16 protein-coding genes are annotated in these 14,617 nt (G+C 65.2%); 11 read left to right on the top strand and 5 right to left on the bottom strand.

The genetic code is table 11. From position 1 onward, the window contains the following. Nucleotides 1–47 precede the first annotated feature (47 nt). Complete coding sequence (locus FHU13_RS23765; RefSeq protein WP_183438314.1) at nucleotides 48–791, top strand: response regulator; 744 nt, start codon at nucleotides 48–50, stop codon at nucleotides 789–791. Further along, nucleotides 788–2,089 carry a HAMP domain-containing sensor histidine kinase gene (locus FHU13_RS23760; protein ID WP_183438313.1) on the top strand — a complete coding sequence of 434 codons (1,302 nt, stop codon included), beginning with the start codon at nucleotides 788–790 and terminating at the stop codon, nucleotides 2,087–2,089. Before FHU13_RS23765 ends, FHU13_RS23760 begins: the two co-directional genes overlap by 4 nt. Before the next feature lie 29 nt (nucleotides 2,090–2,118). On the opposite strand, the gene FHU13_RS23755 is transcribed toward FHU13_RS23760, so the two are convergent. After that, on the bottom strand, nucleotides 2,119–3,720 hold the full coding sequence (locus FHU13_RS23755; RefSeq protein ID WP_183438312.1) for an ABC-F family ATP-binding cassette domain-containing protein: 1,602 nt from the start codon (nucleotides 3,718–3,720) through the stop codon (nucleotides 2,119–2,121). A 404-nt stretch (nucleotides 3,721–4,124) separates the two neighbouring features. Between FHU13_RS23755 and FHU13_RS23750 the strand changes: the two genes are divergently transcribed. Genes FHU13_RS23750 through FHU13_RS23740 form a run of 3 tightly spaced genes read left to right on the top strand, consistent with a single transcriptional unit; the run spans nucleotide 4,125 to nucleotide 6,772 of the window. Next, nucleotides 4,125–5,150, top strand: coding sequence for an alpha/beta fold hydrolase (locus FHU13_RS23750; RefSeq protein ID WP_183438311.1), 1,026 nt, complete (start codon nucleotides 4,125–4,127; stop codon nucleotides 5,148–5,150). Continuing rightward, nucleotides 5,134–5,655 (top strand): cytochrome P460 family protein, encoded by a 522-nt coding sequence (locus FHU13_RS23745; protein ID WP_183438310.1) that lies wholly within the window; start codon nucleotides 5,134–5,136, stop codon nucleotides 5,653–5,655. The genes FHU13_RS23750 and FHU13_RS23745 overlap by 17 nt, the downstream gene beginning before the upstream one ends. A 52-nt stretch (nucleotides 5,656–5,707) precedes the next feature. After that, on the top strand, nucleotides 5,708–6,772 hold the full coding sequence (locus FHU13_RS23740; protein WP_183438309.1) for an adenylate/guanylate cyclase domain-containing protein: 1,065 nt from the start codon (nucleotides 5,708–5,710) through the stop codon (nucleotides 6,770–6,772). 15 nt (nucleotides 6,773–6,787) lie between these two features. Here FHU13_RS23740 and FHU13_RS28655 read toward each other — a convergent pair whose 3' ends face one another. Further along, nucleotides 6,788–7,159, bottom strand: coding sequence for a DUF6538 domain-containing protein (locus FHU13_RS28655; protein WP_409518534.1), 372 nt, complete (start codon nucleotides 7,157–7,159; stop codon nucleotides 6,788–6,790). Nucleotides 7,160–8,108: 949 nt separating this feature from the next. On the opposite strand from FHU13_RS28655, the gene FHU13_RS23730 reads away from it, so the two are divergent. From FHU13_RS23730 to FHU13_RS23720, 3 genes are all read left to right on the top strand, one after another. Then, the gene (locus tag FHU13_RS23730; protein ID WP_183438308.1) at nucleotides 8,109–8,372 is read left to right on the top strand and encodes a hypothetical protein; all 264 of its coding nucleotides are present in this window, start codon (nucleotides 8,109–8,111) and stop codon (nucleotides 8,370–8,372) included. 258 nt (nucleotides 8,373–8,630) lie between these two features. Further along, nucleotides 8,631–9,134, top strand: coding sequence for a response regulator (locus tag FHU13_RS23725; RefSeq protein WP_183438307.1), 504 nt, complete (start codon nucleotides 8,631–8,633; stop codon nucleotides 9,132–9,134). 926 nt (nucleotides 9,135–10,060) lie between these two features. Next, complete coding sequence (locus tag FHU13_RS23720; protein WP_183438376.1) at nucleotides 10,061–10,414, top strand: hypothetical protein; 354 nt, start codon at nucleotides 10,061–10,063, stop codon at nucleotides 10,412–10,414. A gap of 253 nt (nucleotides 10,415–10,667) precedes the next feature. Here FHU13_RS23720 and FHU13_RS23715 read toward each other — a convergent pair whose 3' ends face one another. Both FHU13_RS23715 and FHU13_RS23710 read right to left on the bottom strand, forming a co-directional pair. Beyond that, nucleotides 10,668–11,816, bottom strand: coding sequence for a DUF305 domain-containing protein (locus tag FHU13_RS23715; protein WP_183438306.1), 1,149 nt, complete (start codon nucleotides 11,814–11,816; stop codon nucleotides 10,668–10,670). An 11-nt stretch (nucleotides 11,817–11,827) separates the two neighbouring features. Further along, a complete protein-coding gene (locus FHU13_RS23710) occupies nucleotides 11,828–12,046 on the bottom strand; it encodes a DUF2934 domain-containing protein (RefSeq protein ID WP_183438305.1) in 219 nt (72 codons plus the stop codon). 167 nt (nucleotides 12,047–12,213) lie between these two features. On the opposite strand from FHU13_RS23710, the gene FHU13_RS23705 reads away from it, so the two are divergent. Continuing rightward, entirely contained in the window at nucleotides 12,214–12,462 is a 249-nt protein-coding gene (locus tag FHU13_RS23705) for a hypothetical protein (protein WP_183438304.1), read from the top strand. Here the strand turns inward: FHU13_RS23705 and FHU13_RS28650 are convergent. Beyond that, nucleotides 12,417–12,869 carry a DUF1440 domain-containing protein gene (locus FHU13_RS28650; RefSeq protein ID WP_409518535.1) on the bottom strand — a complete coding sequence of 151 codons (453 nt, stop codon included), beginning with the start codon at nucleotides 12,867–12,869 and terminating at the stop codon, nucleotides 12,417–12,419. The two genes, FHU13_RS23705 and FHU13_RS28650, sit on opposite strands and share 46 nt — an antisense overlap. A gap of 397 nt (nucleotides 12,870–13,266) precedes the next feature. Between FHU13_RS28650 and FHU13_RS28005 the strand changes: the two genes are divergently transcribed. After that, nucleotides 13,267–13,548 carry a hypothetical protein gene (locus tag FHU13_RS28005; RefSeq protein WP_246714832.1) on the top strand — a complete coding sequence of 94 codons (282 nt, stop codon included), beginning with the start codon at nucleotides 13,267–13,269 and terminating at the stop codon, nucleotides 13,546–13,548. Between the two features lie 111 nt (nucleotides 13,549–13,659). Then, on the top strand, nucleotides 13,660–13,998 hold the full coding sequence (locus FHU13_RS28000) for a helix-turn-helix domain-containing protein (protein WP_246714831.1): 339 nt from the start codon (nucleotides 13,660–13,662) through the stop codon (nucleotides 13,996–13,998). Nucleotides 13,999–14,617 lie beyond the last annotated feature (619 nt).

The raw sequence follows: 14,617 nt of genomic DNA, 5'->3' as shown, positions 1-14,617 counted from the left end.
CGCGCGCGCCCATCGCGCTATCCGATGAAGCATGCCGGGGGCTGACCGTGGATCACATCGACCATGTCCTGATCGTTGACGACGACCGGGAAATCCGCGACTTGCTGTCGAATTACCTCAGGAAAAACGGCCTCCGCGTGACGCTGGCCGCGGACGGGCGGCACATGCGCGCGTTCCTCGACGCCGACCGGGTCGACCTCGTCGTGCTCGACATCATGATGCCGGGCGATGACGGTCTCGTCCTGTGCCGCGAGCTGCGCTCGGGCAGGCACAAGGCCACCCCAGTCCTGATGCTGACCGCTCGCAGCGACGAGACGGACCGGATCGTCGGCCTGGAGATGGGTGCCGACGACTATCTCGTGAAGCCTTTCGCAGCCCGGGAACTCCTCGCCCGGATCAAGGCCGTGCTCCGCCGTACCCGGATGCTGCCACCCAACCTCCAGGTGACCGAGGCGGGCCGGCTTCTCGCCTTCGGGGCGTGGCAGCTCGACACCACCACCCGCCACTTGATCGACGCAACGGGAACCGTCGTCCCCCTCAGCGGCGCGGAGTACCGGCTGCTGCGCGTGCTGCTCGATCACCCGCAGCGGGTCCTGTCGCGCGACCAGTTGCTCAACCTGACGCAGGGCCGTGATGCCGAACTGTTCGACCGATCCATCGACCTGCTCGTCAGCCGCCTGCGGCAGCGGCTGAAGGACGATGCCCGCGAGCCCGCCTACATCAAGACCGTGCGTAGCGAGGGCTATGTCTTCGCCATGCCCATTACCATCGCGCAGGCGCGCGAGGGATGATGGCATCCCTTCTGAGTTGGCCGGGCAGCCTGCGGGGCCGCCTGTTCCTGATCCTGCTCGCGGGTCTCTTGAGCGCCCAGCTGTTCTCCTTCGTCGTCATAACCACGGAGCGGGATCAGACGGCGCGCGCCATCATGCTGACGACGCTGCAGCGCGATGTCGCCGTGGCGGTCGCGCTGCTCGATCGGCTGCCGCCCTCCCAGCGGCCCGAATGGGTCCCGCTCCTTGATCGGCCGACCTATCGCTTCGCACTCGGTTCCGGCTCCCCGGGGTCAGCGATGCTCTCGTCCCGCCTGACGATGATCGCGAACGAGATCCGCACCGCGCTGGAGCCGCGCTTCCCCGTTCGGTTCGATGCGGTGTCCGGGCCGCCCGATCGGCTGCAGGGGCATGTCGCCCTGAGCGACGGCTCGGCGCTTACCATCGTGGTACAGCCGGCCCACTGGCCTGTGGCATCGTGGCTGCCAGTCGCGCTGGCCGTGCAGTTGCTCGTGCTCGTCGGCTGCGTCTGGTTCGCCGTGCGGCTCGCAGTCTGGCCGCTGACGCGCTTCGTGCAGGCCGCCGACGCGCTGGAGCCAGGCCGGCCGGCCACGCGCTTCGCGGAGGCAGGGCCCGATGAGGTCGCGCGCGCGGCGCGCGCCCTCAACGCGATGCAGGAGCGCGTGGCCCGGCACCTCGACGAGCGCGTCCGCATCCTCGCGGCGATCTCCCACGACCTCCAGACCCCGATCACCCGGATGCGGCTGCGCGTGGAGACAGGCGTCGAGGGCCCCGAACAGGACCGGATCCTCGGCGATCTCGAGGCGATCGAGGCGCTCGTCCGAGAGGGGATCGCATACGCTCGCAGCGTGCACGGAGACGTCGAGTCACCCGCCCGCCTCGATCTGCGCGCCTTCCTCGAGAGCATCGTCTTCGACTACCAGGACACCGGCCGCGACGTCGTGGTCTCCGCCCTTCCGGAGGTCACGATCGTGACGCGCCCGCAAGCCCTGCGGCGGATCCTGACGAACCTGATCGACAATGCGATCCGATATGCCGGCCGGGCGGAACTCGACCTGCGGATCACCCATGGCAGGATCAGCATCGCGGTCTTGGATCGAGGACCTGGCATCCCCGCGGACAAGCTCGATGCCGTGCTGCTTCCCTTCGTGCGGCTCGAGAGATCACGCAGCCGCGAGACCGGCGGCACCGGACTCGGTCTCGCCATCGCCGATCAGCTCGCCTCCGCGATCGGCGGACGGCTCACGCTCAGCAACCGTCCGAGCGGTGGGCTGAAGGCTGTCGTCACACTCTCGTAATTCGTGTCTGGCGCGATTCGGACGACCGATCAGCCGGACCTGTCCGTCAGATCTCCGAGGGTGAGCCACCGCGTGATCCGTAGCGCGCGCAGGAAAGCCTCGTCGTGGCTGACGACCAGAAGAGCGCCGTCGTAGGAGGCAAGGCCGGCCTCGACGGCTTCGACGGCTTCGAGGTCGAGGTGATTGGTCGGCTCGTCGAGGAGCAGGAGTTGCGGCGGGGCCGCGTTGCCGAGCACGCAGGCCAGGGCCACTCGAACCTGCTGCCCTCCGCTCAGCGCCGAGACAGGCCGATCCGCGGCGGCAGACCTGAACTGGAAGCGCGCCAGGGCCGCCCGGCATCCGTTCGCATCGTCCTCCGGATTGAGGCGGGCGAAGTTCTCCACCACGGTCTGGCCGTGGTCGAGGACGGTGAGACGCTGGTCGAGGCGTGCCGTGCGCACGCCGACCGACACCCGCCCCGACCAGGGGCTGAGGCGGCCCACGATGAGGTCAAGGAGCGTCGACTTCCCCGCTCCGTTGCGCCCGGAGATCGCGATGCGCTCCGGTCCCGTCACGGAAAGCGACACATCCTCCAGAATTGGCTGACCCGGCCGATAGCCGACGGTCGCCCTCTCGATCGACAGGACGGACTTCGTGGCATGGAGGCCGCACGACGGGACCGTGATCGAGACTGCCTTCACGGCCTCGATCCGGCTGCGGGCGTCCTCGAGCTTCTGGTGAGCTTCGGAACGCTGTCGCTCCGCCGCGCGTGCGCTGCCGCCGGCCGTCTTCTCCGCATTGTCCCTGCGGGCGCCGACGAGGATCCGAGGAAGGTCGCCGCGGGCACCCCGGCGATGTCCGGCCGCATCGCGGTGCTGCTGACGTTCGACCGTCTCCTGTGCCCTTCGGGCGAGTTCCGCGCTCCGTTTCTCGGCCACGGCGAGGTCATGCTCGGCCGCGGCGATCCGGATCGCCTTGGCCTCGTGATACGCGTCGAAGTTCCCTTGATAGCGGGTCGCCCCAGAGGGGCCGAGTTCCACGATGACATCCATAGCGTCGAGCAGGGAGCGGTCGTGGCTGACCACGATTGCCCCGCCGCGCCAATTTCGCAGAGCCTCGCACACGGCGTGCCGCCCATCCCGATCCAGGTCATTGGTCGGTTCGTCGAGCAGCAGGAAATCCGGTCCTGCAAACATCGCCGCTGCGAGGGCCGCGCGCGCGCGCTGCCCGCCGGAAAGGCAACACAGAAGTGTCGCTGGGCTCACTGGCACGCCCATCCGGTCCAGCGCCTCCGTCAGGCGCTCCTCCAGCGTCCAGTCGACCTCGGCAAGGTCGTCGGCCGTTGCTGCACCGATCTCGGCGCGACGCAGCAGCGCGAGCTTGGCGGTCGCACCGAATAGATCGGCGATCGTCTCGTCAGGCGGGATGCTCGCGAACTGGCGCAACAACGCCACCGTACCCTTGACGATGATGCTGCCGCTGGTCGGCCTCAGGCGTCCGGCCACGAGGTTCAGGAATGTACTCTTCCCGGCGCCATTCCGGCCGACGATGCCGGTTCGCTCCTGCGCGAAGCTGGCGCTGATGTCGGCGAGGACGGTGTGCCCGTTAGGGGCAGACCACGTCATGTTCAGTAGAGTGAGGTGCGCTGGCATGCGGTGAGAGATCCCTGGCGGCAAGGCGGTTCGGCATTGCGGTCAGGGACAGTCTCATCGGCGTCGCGGCTCCATCCGGCGGGCCCTTCAATAACCTCGACTGGTGTCGGGCGTCCATCATTTCACGCGGGCGCCGAGCCGGCGCGGAGCGGCAGGGGCGTTGTCCGCCCCAGCCCGGGACAAGTCCCGATGAGTCGCAGAGTGCCGATTAGCGGTGGAACATCGGCAGGCACACGCTCAACTCCCGACCCGGCAACTTTGTAAGCATCTGTATCGAGCCCCGGCCCGTCATACAGATCCTCACATTGGGCCGCCCTGGGCCACACAGAGGAGACACGCCGCGCCCCCATCGACCGCGACATCCGCACCATCAGAGCGTGATCGTCATCGTGGAGGATCAGGATATGCCCGAGCAGAGCAACTTGACGCGTCGGCACTGGATGAAGACCGCTGGCGCTCTCCTGATGGCAGGACCGGCCATGTCGGCGGAAGCGGTGGCCGCGCAGCCGGCCAGTAGGGCGGGCTCGCAAGCGCCCTTCGGGCCCCCGAAGCAGATCGTCACCAGCGACCTGAACGTCGCCTACGTCGAGGCCGGGTCCCCAACCGGGCGGCCGGTCCTGCTCCTCCACGGCTGGCCCTACGACATCCACAGTTACGTCGACGTCGCTCCGGTGCTCGCCGCGGCGGGCTATCGCGTCCTGATCCCGTACCTGCGCGGCTACGGCGCGACGCGCTTCCTCTCAGACACCACGCCGCGCAACGGTCAGCAGGCGGCACTCGCCATCGACGCGCTGGAGTTCCTGAACGCGCTGAAAATCGAGACGGCGCTCGTCGCGGGCTACGACTGGGGGGCGCGCACCGCCTGCATCCTGGCCGCGCTCTGGCCTGAGCGCTGCAGGGGCCTTGTCTCGGTCAGCGGCTACCTGATCGGCAGCCAAGCCGCGAACGAGATGCCGCTGCCGCCCAAGGCCGAGCTGCAATGGTGGTATCAGTTCTACTTCGCGACCGAACGGGGCCGCGAGGGCTACGCTCACTACACGAACGACTTCACCCGGCTGATCTGGCAGCTTGCCTCACCCAAATGGCAGTTCAGCGACGACACCTTCGCCCGTTCGGCCCAGGCCTTCGAGAACCCCGACCACGTCGCCGTCTCGATCCACAACTATCGCTGGCGGCTGAAGCTCGCACAGGGCGAGGCCCGCTTCGACGAGACAGAGCGCAAACTGGCTGCATTCCCGACCATTGCCGTCCCTACGATCACCATGGAGGGCGACGCGAACGGAGCGCCGCACCCGGAGCCCGCGGCCTATGCCAAGAAGTTCACAGGCCGCTACGAGCACCGGCTGATCACCGGTGGCATCGGGCACAATCTCCCGCAAGAGGCACCTCAGGCCTTCGCGCAGGCGGTGATCGATGTCGATGGCTTCTGATCTCCGCCCGCGCCGGCGTCGGTTGATCCCAGTCGCGGCCCTCGCCTCGGGGCTCGCGCTCGCCGCAACCGCTCAGGAAGCCGGCAAGCTCACCTCACCGATCTTCGGAGTCACCGTCCCTGACGGTTACCGAGCCTGGCAACTCATCGCCCCTGCTCTGGAGGGGGAGCCGCTCAACGAACTGCGCGCCGTCGTCGGCAACGACGTCGCGGTGAAGGCCTACACCAGCGGCACTCTGCCGTTTCCCGATGGCACGGTCTTGGTGAAGCTCGCTTGGCAGCACGTGCCCTCGCCCGATTTCGAGCCGGCCACCGTGCCAGGCCGGGCAACCACCGTGCAGGTGATGGTGAAGGATGCCAAACGCTACCCAGAGACGGGCGGATGGGGCTTCGGACGCTTCGTCGACGGCAAGCCGGTCGACGAGGCTCAGCACCAGACCTGCTTCGCCTGTCACGAGGCCCGCGTGAAGGACCGCGACTACGTCTTTACGCGCTATGCCCGCTGACGCCCCGACCGCCGGACGTGTCCTGTCCGGCGGCTTGGTATACCATGGCCCCATGCCCCCGTTCCGAGCCGGCTTCTGGATCGTGGCACCCGTCATAGGAATGCTGGCGGGCCTGCTCTACGGTCTCATCTTCGATGTCGAGCTTCTGGTCTCCGGCATCCGTGGCGCCTTTATCGGCGCGCCCGTCCTCCTGTACGAGCGTGGCCTCCTGTTCCAGACTTGGCGCGACCTGATCCGACGTGCTGCGACTCCGATCTTCGTGGCGGCGACGCTCGCCACCTACATCGCAATGATCGCGGCCGGGAATGCCGGTGCCGGTACGGTTCTGCACCACGCGTTCGGCTACATGCCGAACCCGCGCGTCGCGATGCTGATGTCGGATGCCGGCCTCGCTTATGCCCTCGGAATCTCCGCTTTGTCGGCCTTCGTCTTCCGCGTCCGGGATCTGATCGGGCCCCGCGTCTTCGCGAACCTGCTGATCGGCCGCTACCACCGCCCGATCAGCGAGGAGCGCATCTTTCTCTTTCTCGACGTTGCAGGCTCGACTCGCTTCGCTGAGCAGCACGGCGACTTGGCGGCTCAGCGCTACCTTGGCGCGATCTTCAGCGCGCTCGCCCTGCCGGTGCACCGCTCGCGCGGCTCCATCGACGACTATGTCGGTGACATGGCCCTAGTGAGCTGGACGATGGAGCGAGGAACGCGGGATGCGGCCTGTCTGCGGTGCGTTTTCGATTTCGCACAGGTGATCGCCGACGACGCCGAGCGCTGGGTGGCAGAGTTCGGCCAAGTCCCGGACTTCCGCGCCGCACTCCACTGCGGCTCCGTCGTGACCGCCGAGATCGGGCTCGAACGACATAAGATCGCGTATTTCGGTGACACGCTGAACACCACGAGCCGTCTCGAATCGGTCGCCAAGGAACTCGGCATCTCGATCCTCATCTCGGGCGACCTGCTCGATCGGCTCGGCACGCTGCCGGGCGGCATCGTCGTCGAGGATCTGGGCTCGCGTGCCGTGCGTGGACGCCATGAGCCACTTCGCATCGCAGCCGTTCACAACGGTTCCGGGCTGAGCCCCACGAAGCAGGCCTCCGCGATGCACAGCGCCGAATCGGGCTGAACTAAGCTCCACATTTCACAATGGTCGACCGGAAAATATTCTTACTGGGGTTCCTCCGATCGGTGGGCACCGCATGTGCGGATGATCGAGGCCACCGTGGAGAGACGGTGAAGGCTGGTCCTGCCCCCGATCGTTCGGTGACCGTTTCGCTACGGTGAGGTTCGCCGCCCAGGCAGGCTGCCAACCGTCTGAATCGGTCTGTGCGCCGATCCACTCCCACAGCAGTGAGAGCGCGATCCAGCGTCGCTCACGAGCGACAGCTTCGCTGGCAGTGTCGAGGGCTCTGACGAGGTGCTGTTGCCCAACGCTAGCCACAAGATGGGCTGGTACCCGCAGGCGGACGTACCAGCGGCCCCGGCGACTTTGTAGATACTCAGCGCGGCGCACCGTTGGCTTCGCTCCCCACGGCCACGGTGACACAGTGTCAGCACGTGCGTTGGGAGCGTAACCTAAAAACCGTTTATTGACAGTGGTTTATAGGTATCTGGCGGAGGGAGCGTCCGCCAACTAAAACTGGTGGAACAGCTAAGTGGTTGACATAAATGGGCCTGTTGAACGTCCGGCAGCATTCGCGTTGGACAAGGTGTTGGACGTTTAGTTGGCCATTTGCCTGTAGCAGCGCTGGTCCGGTTGCCTGCCTGGGTTCAGGCCGCAGGGCGATCAGCTCCGGCCCGTGATCTCGCGCACCTCTCCGTAGCGCAGGTTGAGCGCTGCGACTTGGTCAAGCGTCGGCTGCTCTGGCGCGAGTTCGACTTGCCATCCCTCAGGTGCCTGCCGTCGAACCGCCGCAACCGCCTCCTCTCGCGGAAGGACAGCGATCCAAAGCCGCGTTGGCGAAAGCCGCCCCTCCGCCTCGGGATGCCGAACGACAACGTAGTGGACGCCTATCGAGAGGTCGCTCATGAGCCCAACATGGAAGATATCGGCGCGGCGACAAGGCTGCTCCGGAATGACCCATGCCGGGCCCTAGCGTCGCCGCCTGGATCGCCGCGGGCAAGACGATGATCGCGCTCTACTGCGTGGCGCTCGGGCGCTGACGGTGTCGCGCTCAGTCCGGGCGAAAGGGTCCCCGCATGGCTGATTCCTCCCTCACCGTCGGCGAGCTGTTCAAGGCCGGCATCGTCACCCATGACGGCCTGAACGCGCTGATCGATGCCGTGCTCGACGGCCGGATGTAGGATCGGGCGGAACTCGCCGAGGGCTACACGCTCGACTTGGTGGCCGCCGTGAAAGCAAGCGCCTTCGCCGCCGCTGTTCTACGCGACAAAACGAGCTCGAATGGCGCTAGGCGCAACGCCATCCGCACCGCGATCCTGCTGGCGCGGGCGCAGAAGACGTGAGGCAGCCAGAGCGCACCGTCGCCGACTGGTTCGGCGAGGGCTTGAAGACGATGGCCCTGCATTGCGGCTGCGGGCACTTCGCGACGGTGAAGCTGGCCGACCTGCCGTCGACGCTGGCGCGCACCCGGCTCAGCGCGAACGCCCGCTGCGCCAAGCGCGGCAGGCGGGGCGCCCAGGTGATGCGGGACATAGAGGCGCACTACGCAGGGGTCGAGGCGAGGGGCGGCTTCGGCGCGCATTATCCGGAGGCCAAGGGCTGAAACGAAAAACCCCGCGCCGGCTAACTGGGCGAGCGAGTGGTTCTGAAGCTGTGACGGCGCGTTATTCAGAGCGGGGAACGAGGCGGGATCGTTCAGCGGATAAGCTTCAGAGTTTGTCTGATTGTGCACACAACCATTCGATGATACGGAGGTCGTCTCCCGCCGGGGTTGTCCATCTGGCGAGCATCATCGCTGAGCCTGAGTGCCGCAGAAGCGCTCGACCTGACGACGATCAGGTTCAGGGCATGAGGCACGGTGATGGCTTCCAAAGTAGACAACGGGCCCGTTGCGATCCTCGTCGTTGAGGATGACGTATTGGTCCGGATGATCGCCAGCGACATCCTCGTGGATGCTGGCTTTCGCGTCATTGAAGCACATGATGCACAGGAGGCGTTGGCCTTGCTGGAAGCGCGAGCCGATGTGCAGATCGTGTTTACGGACTGGAATATGCCGGGCCAAATTGACGGGGTTGGCCTGGCTCGCGTCGTCCGTAGGCGCTCTCCTTCCGTTCATGTAATCGTGGCCTCGGGTAAGATGCTGCCCAACCCCGGCGATCTTCCTGCGGGTGTGCGGTTTATCTCGAAGCCATACCGACCTTCGGCTCTGATCGGAGAGATCAAGGCCATAGTGCAGGGAAGCGCCGACGAGGTTGCCCAAGGCGCTCCAGTTCTCCCGGAAGGGGTCGCGATGCGGAGCCCCGTCATGGCTGAGATTGGCGGCATAGGCATCGCGGCAGCACAGCCTGAGCCCGACAAGACCTGAGACGTGACACCCGACGTTCAGCCTTGCTGATCCTTATGGAAAGGTTTTTCTTCGGTTCACTTCGGGTATGATCGGGCGTGCGAGTGTGTCATGATTGATGATGATCACTACACCTGCACACCCATTCGTTGTTGACGTGAGATCGCTCGGTCTCAGGGAGCAAACTTTCACCTGGTCAATACGACAACGCGGCACCAATATGATGCGCGGCACGGTGATGGGCCATTCGAGTGTTACTTACAGCAGCTTCGAAGCAGCGCGGCTTGATATGAAGGCGGCGTTGAATGCACTGATTGCGTCATGGGAGGCTCGGCAGTGACCAGCCCCGGGGTATGTCTGCGGTCCCAATTGGTTCGGCAAGCTCATCGCCGATGACGACGGGCGGGCACGAAAACCCCCGCCGTGGCTGGGCCGGGCGGGGTGAGTATCGGGAGGGACCGCCATGGTCTTGCTCGGGCAACCGGCCGGGGCCGGCGATGTTCTGGCTCGGTATGAAACCGCACGAAATATCCCGCGCCGGCAGACCGGGCGGGGCTGAAATTGAGCGAGTTTAGCGGGAAGCGGGCATAACTCGCGGGCTCACCCCGGCGCCGCCCCTCCGAACTGAAGCGCGCCCGTCCGCCATCGGTCCCCGATATAGGGGCGAGTGCGCTCGATCGCCGGGCCGATGTCCGCAGAGGGTGGGGATAGGGCATTCAGTGAGTCGAACGCTAGGGACTGCATCGCCCTCAGAAGCGGACGTTCGCTGGCTAGACGTTATAGGATCAGCCATCACGGGCGTGGGATCAACTCTCCCAAGGGGCGGTTCTCTCCTCATGCGCCCTCTCCCGCGCTGTGTACCGAGCCAGCCGACAGGCCGGTCATGTGGGCTTCACGGGTGAGGCGCATGCAAGCTGCTCAATGCGAGCACAGGAGGAAGGCTGACGATGGCAGACATCCGCTCACACGATCCGCTCGGACGATCTGACGGCCGGCCGGGCTCGAGCCAAACTGGCGGCTCATCCGGCAGCGGTGCTGGCCTCGCGGATCAGGCGAGGGAGACGCTGCAGAACGCAAGCGAGAGAGCTTCGGACGCGTGGGACAACGCCTCGCAGTACGGTTCCCGCTACTATCGGCAGGGCAGTCGCGCTGTCGGTGGCATGGACACGGGCACCATGACCGGCCTGTTTGTCGCTGGCGCGATCGGTTTCGGCCTCGGTTGGTTGGTCTTCGGTGAGGGATCGCGGTCAGGCGACTACATACCAAGGCGAATGAGCGCGAGCAGCGAACGCGACTACTAGAAGCAGGCCCGTCGGCGGCTGGTCGGGCGGAACTATGCGTCACCAGCCGTCGCTATCGGATCAAAGGCGTGGAAGGCCGCGCTAGGATCGCGGCATGGTCAGAGAAATGCGCGGCCCGGGCTGCCGCCCATTAGCCGCAGCGGCTGAGCAGATCGCCGTTACGCCCACTCTAAGATGCCATGGTGGATTGCTCCTCTGGCTAAGCTACGGCGGCTGGGCTCTATCGGTAGGCAGGCATTCGACCGGGCTTCCTTCAGCGAAGTCGCCCGCCTTCAGCCGCAGCTGCGTTGGCCGGCAACAGAAGGTTCTCAACGGCGGACTGCACGGCAGAAAGCCCACGGCTGCCGTGCATCAGCGCGATCCCACCGCGCTGCTCATGACGGATCGCGTGAGACATCAGCTTCAAGCGGATGTCGTTAGCGCGCTCGACCGCCTCGTCAGCCATCTCGATCGCGCCCCTGTGGTGCTGTGTCATCAGATCCACGAAGAGCGTGTCGAACGAAGAGCCCTCGGCACGTCGGAGTCGCTCAAGCTGGTCCGGGTGCACCATGCCCGGCATCTGTGCCTCTTCGGACGGTGAGCAAACCTGCGAGAGGCTACCGAACCAACTCTGCCACCACTGAGCGAAGATGGCGTTCTCCCCCTGCTGCGCGGCGGCCATCAGCCGAGCCAACGCTTGCAGGTGCGGATCGCTCGCCCGCTCGGCAGCGAGCCGGGCGAGAACGATACCCTGCTCATGATGAGCTGACATGCGCCGCATGTAGCTTTGGTCAAAGGCCGCGTCGCGCCCCATCCATGGCAGTTCACGCCCAAGCCAGCCAAAGAGCGCAAGCGTGCCAAGGCTGATGACGCCCAGCAGCGCCAAGCTGCTCCAAATGGCCGTGAAGCGCTGATGCTGCAGCGGGCGCATTCCCGCCACCCAGTCCCGCAGCCAGGGAAAGAGCGGGTACATGGAGGCGGAGCTGAGATGGACGAGAAAGCCGATCCAGTAGGGCTGCTCCAACGTGAAGATCGGCTGCCAGAACGGCAGCACCGGTACGAGGAACAACCATTCCAGGCTGGAGGTGAGGAGCGCCCAGAACGGGCTGACGAGCAGGATGGTCCAGGGCTTGAGCCCGGCCGTCCAGCGGCCGAGAAGGCCGAAGAACACGACGGCCCAGGAGAAGTCGGCCCACTGGTGGAACAGGATGCCAGCCAGGATGACGCCCCAGGATGGCTCTATCTGCAGGGCCGGATCGCGCAGCGGAATGGTTGCAACAACCATCCAGTCCACAACCGCATCGCGCCCAATCCGAGCTGCGGTGAGCTGGCTGACGAGCGTCGAGAACGTGCTGCTGATCAGCCCCAGCAGAGCCGCTGCACGCCAGTTCACACCCGCGGCGGAGGACCAGAAGTGCCTCATGGTGAAAACTCTCAAGCCGGGCCCGGCTCCTGTCCCGGATCATCATGGTCAGCGGACGGCGTCCTGCCGTCGTTAGCACTCGCAAGGCTTCTGCCCCGCTCGGCCTTGAGTTCACGTTCTGCCATGAGCCAGAACTCCATCTCGAACCCGTCAGGTCGGTGATTGCGCTCCCACAGATCGTAGGCGCGCTCGCGGATCTGCTCGAACGTGATCAATTCAGGCGGTTCCATGCGCTCTCACTCTACCGCACCGAGCAGAGCGTGCTGGGCAGCATCATTGATTGGTGTGGCTGTGGCTAGACCTCACGCCACCTTAACGATGCCGGCATTGCAAGAGCTTCTCTCCTCCGACATACGGCCAAGCTCGTGGGCCTTTGCGACAAGAGAGTGGGCTGGAGATGAACGAGCGGGTGTTCGAGGTGTCGTTCGCTGAGGGTACCGGCTGGCAGGTGGTGAGCGACGGGAGGGTTCTCGCGACGGTGCACTCGCAGGACCGCGGAAAGGACCGCGCGATCCTGGCTGCCAAGCGGTTCGCCCATGAGGGTGGGGTTGGTATCGTGCGCGTGCTCACCAAGACTCGCTCGGTCCTCAAAGAGCACACCTATGGGAAGGCGCCAGTTCGGCGCCGCATGTTAGTGGAGGAATGACGCCTCCCCGTTTGTGGAGAGAGATGCGTCGTTAGCACTGAGCCATACAGTGCCCATGGCGTTCCATAACGTTTAGGACGCGTGGCCAAGGCTCGCAGCACAAGCTCAGTGAAAACTCCGTAGACGAGATGCGCGACCAGCCCACGTGCGTGGGCCTGCCATGGGTAGCGCTGCGGCGGAGCGGTGGTCCCAAGGAGTGGATTGGCAATCTCATCCTCAAGGATGAACATCCCAAGGCCGTACACCAGACCCGCGCCCGCATCGACGTAGGGCACACGCCCACGCAGAGCCCCGTAGATGGCGCCAGGCACGATCCCGAGGCTGTAGTGAACGGCGAGCCCCGCAGCATTCTCCTGAGGCGGTGAAGGCGGCTCAATCTCGACCGCGTGCGCAGCTCTGTGCGCCATCGTGTGCGCCGGATCCATTCCGGCTGGCCGCGCAGCCTCCGTCTGCCGTCGCGTCTTGGGCGTGTCGAGGACCTGCTCGTACATGAGCCAATCGACACGATCCATCACCCACACGCCGACCGCGCCCGCGACAGCTCCTCTCAGCATGTCGAGAGAAACAGCAGCTCCGGTGGTCTCGCTCGCAGCGTTCTGCCGATGGTTCATGGTGGCAATGCTCCGGCCACGATAGAAGCTCGTTCCCGAGCAATGGCGTGGGGGAGAAGGAGTTCCTGGCAGCTAGGTGTCCAGATCTCTGACGCTTGGTACCTGCCGGCTGAAATCGCTTGCCCTATGGTAGCCGTTCGCAGTTTCCTCGTTATGACGCCTCCTGCAGACATACACGGCTGAGGTACTGAAGATGGGCGTGCCAACAACGCGCAACCGCCTGCTGCAGGCGCTGCCTGTCGACGAGTTGGATCGGCTCCTGCCTCAGTTCGAGCGCGTGGACGTTCATGAGGGCAATGTCCTCATGTCCATCGGCGAGCCTACAGAGTTCGCCTACTTCCCAGAAGGCGGGCTGTCGTCGAACCTCATGATCACGGGTGAGGGCCGCAGGGTCGAGGTGGGCTGCTTCGGGTTTGAGGGCATGGTCAGCAGCGCCACCGCGCTGGCCTCAGACCGCTCGCCGCGTGAGGTCTAAGTCCAAATCGGCGGCCCCTGGCTGCGGATCAGGGCCGAAGCTCTGCGCAGCGCGATCCAGAGCAGTCCCGCCCTGCACATCCTGCTGATACGATACGCTCACACGCTCACCATGGCTGTGAGCCAGACGGCGATCTCGAACGGCGTCAACTCCAATGAGGAGCGGCTGGCACGCTGGATCCTTATGGCGCAGGACTGGCTGCAAGGTGATGAGCTACCGCTCACACATAATTTCCTAGCCATTATGCTGGCTACCCGGCGAAGCAGCGTGACGCTCGCGACGCAGGCCCTTGAGGGCTACGGCGCTATCCGCGCTAAGCGTGCCCGGATCATCGTTCGAGATCGCGGGATGCTCTGTGACTTTGCGGGTGAGAGCTACGGTCCTGCCGAGGCTGAATACGAGCGCCTGATAGGCCCGTTCAGGGACAAGCCACCTCCACACTCCGGGTAATCCAGCCGAGGCGGCTTACTTCGGCGCGAGCGTCGACCGAGCCGGGTACCATGAGTGAGATTTCAGCCACTAGCGCGATCTCTCGGCCTTTCGGCAAGTAGGGCTCATGCGCGAACCTAGGACCTCTGGAGACATTCTCGTGCTCATCGTGCTCGGCCTCGCGCTGGCCGCTGGAGTGATGCTGTTCGCGGCGAAGTTGCTTGGCTGGGCGAACTGAACGAAAAACCCCGCGCCGGCGGACCGGGCGGGGTTGAAAGTGATGTCGGTCGGTGACTGAACGGAATTGAGGCTACGGTCTGGGCGTCGCTCTGTCTAGAGCCATCAACTCGGCGCCGGCCTACTGAGACCAGGCTTGCCCATCCGCCACCAATCGCCGATGCGGGGCCTCGTCCACTACGATTGAGGAGCGGAGGATCGATGTTCAGGCGGAGAACCCTCCTGCTCCCCTCCCGCTCCTGAATGTGCGGTATCAGACTAAAGCGGGCGGTCACCCACCGAAATCAACCTTCCCTAGAGACGTTCTACAACATGGATCTATGTCAGTACCCATCATCAGCGGTTCTGACGCAGGCGCTGATGGCTGGAGGAGACGAGCGCTTCCGCCTGCAACGCAAGGCGA

The organism is Methylobacterium sp. R2-1 (genome assembly GCF_014191355.1).
Taxonomy (GTDB): Bacteria; Pseudomonadota; Alphaproteobacteria; order Rhizobiales; family Beijerinckiaceae; genus Methylobacterium.
The sequence above is the reverse complement of the archived record's forward strand: the minus strand, read 5'-3'. Positions and strand labels throughout refer to the sequence as shown.

Excerpts from the sequence above, each read along its gene's own strand:
- FHU13_RS23760 (WP_183438313.1), top strand. The coding sequence starts at position 788 with ATGATGGCATCCCTTCTGAGTTGGCCGGGCAGCCTGCGGGGCCGCCTG.
- FHU13_RS23755 (WP_183438312.1), bottom strand. The coding sequence starts at position 3,720 with ATGCCAGCGCACCTCACTCTACTGAACATGACGTGGTCTGCCCCTAAC.
- FHU13_RS23750 (WP_183438311.1), top strand. The coding sequence starts at position 4,125 with ATGCCCGAGCAGAGCAACTTGACGCGTCGGCACTGGATGAAGACCGCT.
- FHU13_RS23745 (WP_183438310.1), top strand. The coding sequence starts at position 5,134 with ATGTCGATGGCTTCTGATCTCCGCCCGCGCCGGCGTCGGTTGATCCCA.
- FHU13_RS23740 (WP_183438309.1), top strand. The coding sequence starts at position 5,708 with ATGCCCCCGTTCCGAGCCGGCTTCTGGATCGTGGCACCCGTCATAGGA.
- FHU13_RS23725 (WP_183438307.1), top strand. The coding sequence starts at position 8,631 with ATGGCTTCCAAAGTAGACAACGGGCCCGTTGCGATCCTCGTCGTTGAG.
- FHU13_RS23720 (WP_183438376.1), top strand. The coding sequence starts at position 10,061 with ATGGCAGACATCCGCTCACACGATCCGCTCGGACGATCTGACGGCCGG.
- FHU13_RS23715 (WP_183438306.1), bottom strand. The coding sequence starts at position 11,816 with ATGAGGCACTTCTGGTCCTCCGCCGCGGGTGTGAACTGGCGTGCAGCG.
- FHU13_RS23710 (WP_183438305.1), bottom strand. The coding sequence starts at position 12,046 with ATGGAACCGCCTGAATTGATCACGTTCGAGCAGATCCGCGAGCGCGCC.
- FHU13_RS23705 (WP_183438304.1), top strand. The coding sequence starts at position 12,214 with ATGAACGAGCGGGTGTTCGAGGTGTCGTTCGCTGAGGGTACCGGCTGG.
- FHU13_RS28650 (WP_409518535.1), bottom strand. The coding sequence starts at position 12,869 with ATGGCGCACAGAGCTGCGCACGCGGTCGAGATTGAGCCGCCTTCACCG.
- FHU13_RS28005 (WP_246714832.1), top strand. The coding sequence starts at position 13,267 with ATGGGCGTGCCAACAACGCGCAACCGCCTGCTGCAGGCGCTGCCTGTC.
- FHU13_RS28000 (WP_246714831.1), top strand. The coding sequence starts at position 13,660 with ATGGCTGTGAGCCAGACGGCGATCTCGAACGGCGTCAACTCCAATGAG.